Raw genomic sequence first — 11,262 nt, 5'->3', positions numbered from 1 at the left:
ATGCAAAAAGTATTGATTACCGGCTTTGAGCCGTTTGGCGGTGAGCGCCTTAACCCCTCCTGGGAAGTGGTGAAGCAGCTCAATGATATGGAGCTGGTCGGCACGCGCATCGTGGCGCGCCAGCTGCCGTGCGTGTTCGGCGCGGCGCTGGAGGCGCTCAATGCGGCGATCGATGAGGTGCAGCCGGTGATGGTGCTGGCTATCGGCCAGGCCGGCGGCCGCACCGATATCACGATTGAACGGGTGGCGATCAACGTCGACGATGCGCGCATTCCCGACAATCAGGGGCAGCAGCCGGTGGATGAGCCGATCGTCGCCGGCGGTCCGGCGGCCTATTTCAGCACCTTGCCGATCAAAGCGATGGTCAGTTCGATGCGCGAGGCCGGCATTCCGGCCGCCGTTTCGCAGACTGCCGGCACCTACGTGTGCAACCATGTGATGTATGGGCTGCTGCACCGTTTGAGCGGCCAGCGTGAGGTGAAGGGCGGTTTTATCCATATTCCGTACCTGCCGGAACAGGCGGCGGCCCACCCCGGTGCGCCGAGCATGGCGGCTTCGACGGTGCTGTTTGCGCTGGAGCTGGCCGTTTCCATTGCTTTGCAGGTGGAACACGATCTGAAAGTGGTGGGTGGCGCAACGCATTAATCAAGAACACTCCCGGCGCACCGGGCTGCGCCGGGCCTACGCAAGGAGTGGTCTATGCCGGAAGGACCGGAGATTCGCCGGGCGGCGGACAAACTGGCGGCGGCGGTGATCGATCAGCCGTTGACCGCCGTCGATTTCGCTTTTCCTCAGTTGAAACACTATCGCCAGCGTCTGATCGGCGAGCGCATCGTCGCCATCGAGCCGCGCGGCAAGGCGCTGCTGACCCATTTCTCCAATGGGCTGACGATGTACAGCCATAACCAGCTGTATGGCGTGTGGAAAGTGGCGGCGGCAGGAGAGACGCCGGAGACCAAGCGCGATCTGCGGGTGCGGCTGGAAACCGCTCGCAGCGCAATATTGCTCTACAGCGCGTCTGACATCACCGTCGGGCCGCGCGAGGAGATAGAACAGCACCCGTTCCTGCAACGCATCGGCCCCGACGTGCTGGACATGACGTTGACGGTGGATGAGGTGCAGGAGCGTTTGCTGACGCCGCGTTTTCGCCGCAGGCAGCTGGGCGGCATGCTGCTCGACCAGGCGTTTCTCGCCGGATTGGGCAATTATCTGCGCGCCGAAATTCTGTGGCAGGCCGAACTGGCGCCGCAGCACAAACCGCAGGATCTGGCGCCGGAAGCGCTTTGGCGTCTGGCGGAGGCGCTGCTGGCGGTGCCGCGTCTTTCCTATCAGACGCGTGGGCAGGCGGATGAGAACCGCCATCACGGCGCGCTGTTTCGCTTCAAGGTGTTTCATCGCAGCGGCGAGCCCTGTGAGCGCTGCGGCGCGATGATTGTGCGCACCGACCTGTCGTCGCGGCCGTTTTATTGGTGCCCGGGCTGCCAGAAATAAGCAAAAAAAACGCCGCCCGAAGGGGCGGCGCTGTGCGGTTTCAGCCGGGGAAGCGGCTTACTTGGTTTTCAGCTGGGATTTGAAATCACGCTCGGCATAGCCGGTGTACAGCTGACGCGGACGGGCAATTTTGATGCCTTCGTCGTGCATTTCGTTCCAGTGCGCGATCCAGCCGATGGTGCGCGCGATGGCGAAGATCACGGTGAACATGGAAGAAGGAATGCCCATCGCCTTCAGGATGATGCCGGAGTAGAAGTCGACGTTCGGGTACAGTTTCTTCTCGATGAAGTACGGGTCGTTCAGCGCGATGTGCTCCAGCTCCATCGCCACCTGCAGCAGGTTGTCGTCCTTCTTGTTCAGCTCTTTCAGCACTTCGTGACAGGTCTCGCGCATCACGGTGGCGCGCGGATCGTAGTTCTTGTACACGCGGTGGCCGAAGCCCATCAGGCGGAAGGAGTCGTTCTTGTCCTTGGCGCGCTTGATGAATTCCGGAATGTGATCGACGGTCTTGATCTCTTCCAGCATTTTCAGCGCCGCTTCGTTGGCGCCGCCGTGCGCCGGCCCCCACAGGGAGGCGATGCCGGCCGCGATGCAGGCGAACGGGTTGGCGCCGGAAGAGCCGGCGGTGCGCACGGTCGAGGTAGAGGCGTTCTGCTCATGGTCGGCGTGCAGGATCAGGATGCGATCCATGGCGCGTTCCAATACCGGGTTCACCACGTACTCTTCGCACGGGGTGGCGAACATCATGTGCAGGAAGTTGCCGGCATAGGACAGATCGTTGCGCGGATAAACGAACGGCTGGCCCAGGGAGTATTTGTAGCACATCGCGGCCACGGTCGGCATTTTGGACAGCAGACGGAACGCGGTGATTTCACGGTGACGCTCGTTGTTGACGTCCAGCGCATCGTGGTAGAACGCCGCCAGCGCGCCGGTCACGCCGCACAGCACCGCCATCGGGTGCGAGTCGCGACGGAAGCCACGGAACAGATGGGTGATCTGGTCGTGGATCATGGTGTGGCGGGTTACGGTCGTTTTGAAGGTCTCGAACTCTTCCGGCGTCGGGGTCTCGCCGTACAGCAGGATGTAGCACACTTCCAGGTAGGAAGATTCTTTCGCCAGCTGTTCGATAGGGAAGCCGCGGTGCAGCAGCACGCCTTTGTCGCCGTCGATGAAGGTAATCTTGGATTCGCAAGAAGCGGTGGAGGTAAAGCCGGGATCAAATGTGAAATAACCTTTGGAACCCAGAGCGCGGACATCGAGGACATCAGGGCCCAGTGTCGGTGTCAATACGCCCAGTTCGATCGGAGCTTCGCTGTCGTTAATGGTTAGCGTCGCTTTCTTATCAGTCATTTACTGTCTCCTTAGCGCCTTATTTTAAAAACCACTAACAACTGAAATACCTTAAATCTCTGCAGGTTGCCCGCAAAAAATGGTGCGGACGCTAACTCTGTGAGCGACTGCGCAACTGTGCGCGGGTAGGGTACAGAGTGCTGACCAGGCGAACGAGACGGGTGACCAGTTGTTAACGATTCAGAGTAATTCGTTATAGTCTGTTAATCTTACCTATGAGCTGTTCGAAGAGATGTGAACCTATCCCAATAAACTGTTTTTATTTGCTTTATTTGCTTTTTGACGCCGGCAAAATCGAGCGGGAAACAACGGCTATTGGGATAGGTTCGCCAAATACACTGTTGCATAACTCGAACCCGGGGGGAAGTGTATCTGCTGACCCGTAGCGCATCATAGGACCGTTTGTGCCCCTATATGTAATGGAAATGTTGATCTCTTGTCAAATCAGATAATTAATTTTGCACTAATTGTGAAATTCGTGATCTGAATCACTGTTCGGGGGAAATGTTATCAAAGCGGTTGTATGAGAATTGTAATCAGAATGTGATCCTCCTATACTGCCGCCAGGTCTCCGGATTACCCTGAAGTAGGAGCACCCAGCGTTATAAATGCGCGCCGTTTGAGCACAGAGGATGTTGATGTTTGAGCGCGTGACGTGTAAGGGTTTTAGGCTCTTAACGCTGTCTGATCCCCGCCCAGGCCCGGAGGAAGGAAAATAATAAGAGCTGTGTGGGCAAATACGTGAAAAAACAACGACCTGTCAACTTGGATCTGCAAACGATCCGGTTCCCCGTAACTGCGATAGCGTCTATCTTACACCGAGTCTCTGGCGTAATTACCTTCGTTGCCGTGGGTATCCTCCTCTGGCTGCTGGGCCTGTCACTCTCTTCCCAAGAGGGGTTCCTGCAGGCGGCCGCCATCATGAATAGCTTCATCGTCAAATTCATATTCTGGGGCATCCTCACGGCGCTGGCCTATCACATTTGCGGTGGCATCCGTCACTTGTTAATGGATTTTGGCTACATCGAAGAGAGTTTGGCCGCCGGCACCCGTTCCGCCCAGGTGGCGATCGGTCTGACCGTCGTGCTGTCAGTTCTGGCTGGAGTCCTCGTATGGTAAACAACGTTTCTGCATTAGGGCGCAACGGCGTGCACGATTGGCTGCTGCTGCGTGCTTCCGCTATCATCATCACCCTGTACGTCCTGTATATCCTGGGCTTTTTCGTCACGGCTCCGGAACTCACTTATGACATCTGGCGCGGTTTCTTCGCCACTTCCATTACGAAAGTGTTCACTCTGCTGACCTTGCTGTCGATTCTGGTTCACGCCTGGATCGGGCTGTGGCAGGTGCTGACGGACTACGTCAAGCCGCTGGCGGTTCGCCTGGTGTTGCAGCTGGCTGTCGTGGTCGCGTTGCTGGTCTATTTACTGTACGGAACAATCGTAGTGTGGGGTGCTTAAATGAAACTGCCAGTCAGAGAGTTTGATGCCGTCGTAATCGGCGCCGGCGGTGCGGGCATGCGTGCCGCGCTGCAAATTTCCCAAGCGGGCTCGACCTGTGCCCTGCTGTCCAAAGTTTTCCCGACCCGTTCCCATACCGTGTCCGCCCAGGGCGGCATTACCGTCGCGCTGGGCAACAGCCACGAGGACAACTGGGAATGGCATATGTACGACACGGTGAAAGGTTCCGACTATATCGGTGACCAGGACGCCATCGAATATATGTGTAAAACAGGCCCGGAAGCGATTCTGGAACTGGAACACATGGGTCTGCCGTTCTCTCGCCTGGACGACGGCCGCATCTATCAGCGTCCGTTCGGCGGCCAGTCGCTGAACTTCGGCGGCGAGCAGGCGGCGCGTACCGCCGCCGCAGCCGACCGTACCGGCCACGCGCTGCTGCACACCCTGTACCAACAGAACCTGAAAAACCACACCACCATTTTCTCTGAGTGGTATGCGCTCGATCTGGTGAAAAACCAGGACGGCGCGGTGGTCGGCACCACGGCTATCTGCATCGAAACCGGTGAAGTGGTTTACTTCAAAGCCAAGGCCACCGTGCTGGCGACCGGCGGCGCAGGCCGTATTTACCAGTCCACCACCAACGCCCACATCAACACCGGCGACGGTGTCGGCATGGCGCTGCGCGCCGGCGTGCCGGTGCAGGACATGGAAATGTGGCAGTTCCACCCGACCGGCATCGCCGGCGCGGGCGTGCTGGTGACCGAAGGCTGCCGCGGCGAAGGCGGTTACCTGCTGAACAAACACGGCGAGCGCTTCATGGAGCGTTATGCGCCGAACGCCAAAGATCTGGCGGGGCGCGACGTGGTTGCCCGTTCGATCATGATCGAAATCCGCGAAGGCCGCGGCTGCGACGGTCCTTGGGGCCCGCACGCCAAGCTGAAGCTGGATCACCTGGGCAAAGAGGTGCTGGAATCCCGTCTGCCGGGCATTCTGGAGCTGTCCCGCACCTTCGCGCACGTCGATCCGGTGAAAGAGCCGATCCCGGTTATCCCAACCTGTCACTATATGATGGGCGGCATTCCGACCAAGGTGACCGGTCAGGCGTTGACCGTAAACGAGAAAGGCGAAGACGTGGTGATCCCGGGGCTGTTCGCCGTGGGCGAAATCGCCTGCGTATCGGTGCACGGCGCCAACCGTCTGGGCGGCAACTCGCTGCTGGACCTGGTGGTGTTCGGCCGTTCCGCCGGCATGCACCTGCAGGAATCGTTGGAAGAGCAGGGCGTGAGCCGTGACGCCAGCGACTCCGACGTGGAAGCTTCGCTTGATCGTCTGAACCGTTGGAACAATACCCGTTCCGGCGAAGACCCGGTCGAAATTCGCAAAGCGCTGCAGTCTTGCATGCAGCACAACTTCTCGGTATTCCGCGAAGGCGATGCGATGGCCAAGGGCCTGGAAGAACTGAAAGTGATCCGTGAACGTCTGAAGAACGCACGCCTGGACGATACCTCCAGCGAGTTCAACACCCAGCGCATCGAGTGCCTGGAGTTGGATAACCTGATGGAGACCGCGTATTCCACCGCCGTGTCGGCCAACTTCCGTACCGAGAGCCGTGGCGCACACAGCCGCTTCGACTACCCGGAACGCGATGACGCCAACTGGCTGTGCCATTCGCTGTATCTGCCGCAATCGGAAAGCATGACGCGTCGTGAAGTGAACATGCAACCGAAGCTGCGCCCGGCATTCCCGCCGAAAGTGCGTTCTTACTAATTGCGGAGATCGACAGATGAAACTCGAATTTTCCATTTATCGCTACAATCCGGATGTCGACGACGCGCCGCACATGCAGGACTACACCCTGGAAGCGGAAGAAGGCCGTGACATGATGCTGCTGGATGCGTTGATCCAGCTGAAAGAAAAAGATCCGACCCTGTCGTTCCGTCGCTCATGCCGCGAAGGCGTGTGCGGTTCCGACGGCCTGAACATGAACGGTAAAAACGGCCTGGCGTGCATCACTCCGGTTTCGTCGCTGCGCAAAGGCAACGGCAAGATCGTGATCCGTCCGCTGCCGGGGCTGCCGGTGGTGCGCGATCTGGTGGTGGATATGGGGCAGTTCTACACCCAGTATGAAAAGATCAAGCCATACCTGCTGAACGACGGCAAGAATCCGCCGGCGCGTGAGCACCTGCAGTCGCCGGAACAGCGCGCCAAGCTGGACGGTCTGTACGAGTGCATCCTGTGCGCCTGCTGCTCGACTTCTTGCCCATCGTTCTGGTGGAACCCGGACAAGTTCATCGGGCCTGCCGGTCTGTTGGCGGCGTATCGCTTCCTGATCGACAGCCGTGACACGGAAACGCAAGAACGTTTAGATGATCTGGACGATGCTTTTAGTGTTTTCCGCTGCCATAGCATTATGAATTGTGTCAGTGTATGTCCTAAAGGCTTGAACCCGACGCGTGCGATCGGGCATATCAAGTCCATGCTGCTGCAACGCGGCGCATAAACGGAATGAGATGCTGCGCCGGGCTCTTTTCCGGCGCACATCCCATAGGGGAGGGAACCTCTAAAAACTGACCCGCGGCTGCGGCGCTATGCAGCCTGGTTCTTCCGCCGGTTTTTAGAGGTTCCTTGTAAGGGACCGCAAGGTCCATAACAGAACGTATCGGGCCGTCATGGCCGCAAGTACGTCGAGTGAACCGTTTTACGGCAAACCGTATTCATCACGGTAATTATGTTAACCACGGCGAAAACTAAAGCTTCAAAGCTTAAGGGATCATGATGCAGAACGGCGCAATGAAGGCCTGGCTGGATTCCTCCTATCTGGCGGGCGCGAACCAGTCTTACATAGAGCAGCTCTATGAAGATTTCTTAACCGATCCGGGTTCCGTTGAAGATAGCTGGCGTTCCATTTTTCAACAGCTACCAACCGCGGGTGTCAAACCCGATCAGCTCCACTCTCAAACGCGCGACTACTTCCGCCGCCTGGCGAAAGACTCCGCGCGCTACAACACCACCATCACCGATCCGGCAACCGACGCCAAACAGGTCAAGGTACTGCAGCTGATCAACGCCTTCCGCTTCCGCGGACATCAGCATGCCAACCTCGATCCGCTCGGCCTGTGGCAGCGTGAGCAAGTTCCTGACCTTGAGCCCGCTTACCACAACCTGACCGAAGCCGATTTCCAGGAAACCTTCAACGTGGGCTCTTTCGCCATCGGCAAAGAAACCATGAAGCTGGGCGATCTGTACGCCGCGCTGAAGCAGACCTACTGCGGTTCGATCGGCGCTGAATACATGCACATCACCAACACCGAAGAGAAACGCTGGATCCAGCAGCGCATCGAGTCGGTGGTGGGGCGCGCCAGCTTTACCGCCGACGAAAAACGCCGTTTCCTGAACGAGCTGACCGCTGCGGAAGGCCTGGAACGCTACCTGGGCGCCAAATTCCCGGGCGCCAAACGCTTCTCGCTGGAAGGCGGCGACGCGCTGGTGCCGATGCTGAAAGAGATGGTGCGCCACGCCGGCAAGAACGGCACGCGTGAAGTGGTGTTGGGCATGGCCCACCGCGGCCGTCTGAACGTGCTGATCAACGTGCTGGGCAAAAAGCCGGCCGACCTGTTCGACGAATTCGCCGGCAAGCATAAAGAACACCTCGGCACCGGTGACGTGAAATATCACCAGGGCTTCTCCTCCGACGTGGAAACCGAAGGCGGCATGGTTCACCTGGCGCTGGCGTTCAACCCGTCGCACCTGGAGATCGTCAGCCCGGTGGTCATGGGGTCGGTTCGCGCCCGTCGCGATCGTCTGGACGAAGCGCGCAGCAACATGGTGCTGCCGATCACCATCCACGGCGACGCCGCCATTACCGGCCAGGGCGTGGTTCAGGAAACCCTGAACATGTCTCAGGCTCGCGGCTACGAAGTGGGCGGAACCGTGCGCATCGTCATCAACAACCAGGTTGGCTTCACCACCTCCAACCCGCTGGATGCGCGCTCTACCGAATATTGCACCGACATCGCCAAAATGGTTCAGGCGCCGATCTTCCACGTTAACGCGGACGATCCGGAAGCCGTGGCCTTCGTCACTCGCCTGGCGTTGGATTTCCGTAACACCTTTAAGCGTGACGTGATGATCGATCTGGTCTGCTACCGTCGCCATGGGCACAACGAGGCCGATGAGCCGAGCGCCACCCAGCCGGTGATGTATCAGAAGATCAAGAAACACCCTACGCCGCGCAAAATCTACGCTGACATTCTGACCGAACAGAAAGTGGCCAGCCTGGAAGATGCCACGGAAATGGTCAACCTGTATCGTGATGCGCTCGACCGCGGCGATTGTGTGGTTGAAGAATGGCGTCCGATGAATCTGCACTCCTTCACCTGGTCGCCGTACCTGAACCACGAGTGGGACGAAGAGTACCCGAGCAAGGTTGAGATGAAGCGTCTGCAGGAACTGGGCCGCCGCATCAGCACCGTGCCGGAAGCGATCGAAATGCAGTCACGCGTGGCGAAAATCTACGCTGACCGCGCCGAGATGGCGGCGGGCAACAAGCCGTTCGACTGGGGCGCCGCCGAAACGCTGGCCTACGCCACCATGGCGGATGAAGGCATTCCAATCCGCATCTCCGGCGAAGACGCCGGCCGCGGCACCTTCTTCCACCGTCACGCGGTGGTGCACAACCAGAAAAACGGTTCGGTCTATGTTCCGCTGGCGAATATCCACAGCGGCCAGGGCGAATTCAAGGTCTGGGACTCCGTGCTGTCTGAAGAGGCGGTGCTGGCGTTCGAATACGGCTACGCCACGGCGGAACCGCGCACGCTGACCATCTGGGAAGCGCAGTTCGGCGACTTCGCCAACGGCGCGCAGGTTGTTATCGATCAGTTCATCAGCTCCGGCGAGCAAAAATGGGGCCGTATGTGCGGCCTGGTGATGCTGCTGCCGCACGGCTATGAAGGCCAGGGCCCAGAGCACTCCTCCGCGCGTCTGGAACGTTATCTGCAGCTGTGCGCTGAGCAGAACATGCAGGTGTGCGTCCCGTCCACGCCGGCGCAGGTTTACCACATGCTGCGTCGTCAGGCGCTGCGCGGTATGCGTCGTCCGCTGGTGGTGATGTCGCCGAAGTCGCTGCTGCGTCACCCGCTGGCGGTCTCTTCGCTGGACGAGCTGGCCAATGGCACCTTCCTGCCGGCGATCGGCGAGATCGACGATTTGGATCCGAAAGCGGTCAAGCGCGTCGTGCTGTGCTCCGGTAAGGTTTACTACGACCTGCTGGAACAGCGTCGCAAGAACGAGCAGAAAGACGTGGCCATCGTGCGCATCGAGCAGCTGTATCCGTTCCCGCATCAGGCCGTGCAGGCCGTGCTGGAGCAATACTCGCACGTGCATGACTTCGTCTGGTGTCAGGAAGAGCCGCTGAACCAGGGCGCCTGGTACTGCAGCCAACACAACTTCCGTGAAGTGGTGCCGTTCGGGGCTTCTTTACGTTACGCAGGACGTCCGGCCTCCGCCTCTCCGGCGGTGGGTTATATGTCCGTACACCAGAAGCAGCAGCAGGCTCTGGTGAATGATGCGCTGAATATTGACTAATGTTCGCTCGCTTGCCGGCCGAGGGGCCGGCAAGCAGATGATAAAAAACTTAAGGGAAAGCTAAATGAGTAGCGTAGATATTCTGGTTCCTGACCTTCCTGAATCGGTTGCCGATGCGACCGTAGCCACCTGGCACAAGAAACCGGGCGACAGCGTTCAGCGTGACGAAGTCCTGGTTGAAATCGAAACCGACAAAGTGGTGTTGGAAGTGCCGGCCAGTGAAGCGGGTATTCTCGATGCTATCGTGGAAGAAGAGGGCGCGACCGTACTGTCTCGCCAGCTGCTCGGCCGCATCCGTCCGGGCGACAGCTCCGGCAAGCCGACCGCTGAGAAGAGCCAGGAGAAAGAAGCCACGCCTGCACAGCGCGCGACCGCGAGCCTGGAAGAAGAAAGCAATGACGCGCTCAGCCCGGCGATTCGCCGCCTGATTGCTGAACACGATCTCGATGCCGGCGCCATCAAAGGCACTGGCGTGGGTGGCCGCATTACGCGTGAAGACGTGGAAGCGCACCTGGCCAAAGGCGGCGCCGCTGCCAAACCAGCCGCCGCTGAAGCCGCGCCGCAGCCTGCTCTGGCCGGCCGCAGCGAAAAACGCGTGCCGATGACCCGCCTGCGCAAACGCGTCGCCGAGCGTCTGCTGGAAGCGAAAAACAGCACCGCGATGTTGACCACCTTCAACGAAATCAACATGCAGCCGATCATGGATCTGCGCAAGCAGTACGGCGAAGCCTTCGAGAAACGCCACGGCGTGCGTCTGGGCTTCATGTCCTTCTACATCAAGGCGGTGGTTGAAGCGCTGAAGCGTTTCCCGGAAGTGAACGCGTCGATCGACGGTTCCGACGTGGTTTACCACAACTACTTCGACATCAGCATCGCGGTTTCTACTCCGCGCGGCCTGGTGACGCCGGTACTGCGCGATGTGGACGCCATGAGCATGGCTGACATCGAGAAGAAAATCAAAGAGCTGGCCGTTAAGGGCCGCGACGGCAAACTGACCGTGGAAGAGCTGACCGGCGGTAACTTCACCATTACCAACGGCGGCGTATTCGGCTCCCTGATGTCCACCCCGATCATCAACCCGCCGCAGAGCGCCATCCTGGGCATGCACGCCATCAAAGATCGCCCAATGGCGGTCAATGGTCAGGTGGTGATCCAGCCGATGATGTATCTGGCGCTGTCTTATGACCACCGCCTGATCGACGGTAAAGAATCCGTCGGTTATCTGGTGACGGTCAAAGAGATGCTGGAAGATCCGGCTCGTCTGCTGCTGGACGTCTAGTAACCCTTGCCGGGCGCGGCATGCCGCGCCCGCACTCTGTGCTATGTGGCCGGAAAACCATGCGGTTTACCGCGTAATAATGGTCCGGCTAAAAACCTT

Annotated in this window: 9 protein-coding genes; 8 read left to right on the top strand and 1 reads right to left on the bottom strand. The window is 59.1% G+C overall.

The annotated features are described in order from the left end of the window. Nucleotides 1-645: a pyroglutamyl-peptidase I gene (pcp, locus tag HWW83_RS23965; RefSeq protein WP_016928732.1), complete on the top strand. Its 645-nt coding sequence runs from the start codon at nucleotides 1-3 to the stop codon at nucleotides 643-645. Nucleotides 646-699: 54 nt separating this feature from the next. Continuing rightward, the gene (gene nei, locus HWW83_RS23960; protein WP_046686580.1) at nucleotides 700-1,491 is read left to right on the top strand and encodes an endonuclease VIII; all 792 of its coding nucleotides are present in this window, start codon (nucleotides 700-702) and stop codon (nucleotides 1,489-1,491) included. A 57-nt stretch (nucleotides 1,492-1,548) separates the two neighbouring features. Here nei and HWW83_RS23955 read toward each other — a convergent pair whose 3' ends face one another. Next, the gene (locus tag HWW83_RS23955) at nucleotides 1,549-2,841 is read right to left on the bottom strand and encodes a citrate synthase (protein WP_033642196.1); all 1,293 of its coding nucleotides are present in this window, start codon (nucleotides 2,839-2,841) and stop codon (nucleotides 1,549-1,551) included. A gap of 729 nt (nucleotides 2,842-3,570) precedes the next feature. On the opposite strand from HWW83_RS23955, the gene sdhC reads away from it, so the two are divergent. The 6 genes from sdhC (at nucleotide 3,571) to odhB (ending at nucleotide 11,163) form a co-directional block, all read left to right on the top strand. Beyond that, nucleotides 3,571-3,960: a succinate dehydrogenase cytochrome b556 subunit gene (gene sdhC / locus HWW83_RS23950; RefSeq protein ID WP_004939893.1), complete on the top strand. Its 390-nt coding sequence runs from the start codon at nucleotides 3,571-3,573 to the stop codon at nucleotides 3,958-3,960. Continuing rightward, complete coding sequence (gene sdhD / locus HWW83_RS23945; RefSeq protein WP_004939891.1) at nucleotides 3,954-4,301, top strand: succinate dehydrogenase membrane anchor subunit; 348 nt, start codon at nucleotides 3,954-3,956, stop codon at nucleotides 4,299-4,301. The genes sdhC and sdhD overlap by 7 nt, the downstream gene beginning before the upstream one ends. Continuing rightward, nucleotides 4,302-6,068, top strand: a complete 1,767-nt coding sequence (sdhA, locus tag HWW83_RS23940; RefSeq protein WP_015376974.1) for a succinate dehydrogenase flavoprotein subunit — start codon at nucleotides 4,302-4,304, stop codon at nucleotides 6,066-6,068. Nucleotides 6,069-6,084: 16 nt separating this feature from the next. Then, nucleotides 6,085-6,801: a succinate dehydrogenase iron-sulfur subunit gene (locus HWW83_RS23935; RefSeq protein WP_015376975.1), complete on the top strand. Its 717-nt coding sequence runs from the start codon at nucleotides 6,085-6,087 to the stop codon at nucleotides 6,799-6,801. Between the two features lie 275 nt (nucleotides 6,802-7,076). Continuing rightward, nucleotides 7,077-9,884, top strand: coding sequence for a 2-oxoglutarate dehydrogenase E1 component (gene sucA / locus HWW83_RS23930; RefSeq protein WP_033644215.1), 2,808 nt, complete (start codon nucleotides 7,077-7,079; stop codon nucleotides 9,882-9,884). Between the two features lie 64 nt (nucleotides 9,885-9,948). After that, the gene (odhB, locus tag HWW83_RS23925) at nucleotides 9,949-11,163 is read left to right on the top strand and encodes a 2-oxoglutarate dehydrogenase complex dihydrolipoyllysine-residue succinyltransferase (protein WP_033642197.1); all 1,215 of its coding nucleotides are present in this window, start codon (nucleotides 9,949-9,951) and stop codon (nucleotides 11,161-11,163) included. Nucleotides 11,164-11,262: the final 99 nt, after the last annotated feature.

Origin of the sequence: Serratia ureilytica (assembly GCF_013375155.1) — a bacterium.
GTDB lineage: Bacteria > Pseudomonadota > Gammaproteobacteria > Enterobacterales > Enterobacteriaceae > Serratia > Serratia ureilytica.
The sequence above is the reverse complement of the archived record's forward strand: the minus strand, read 5'-3'. Positions and strand labels throughout refer to the sequence as shown.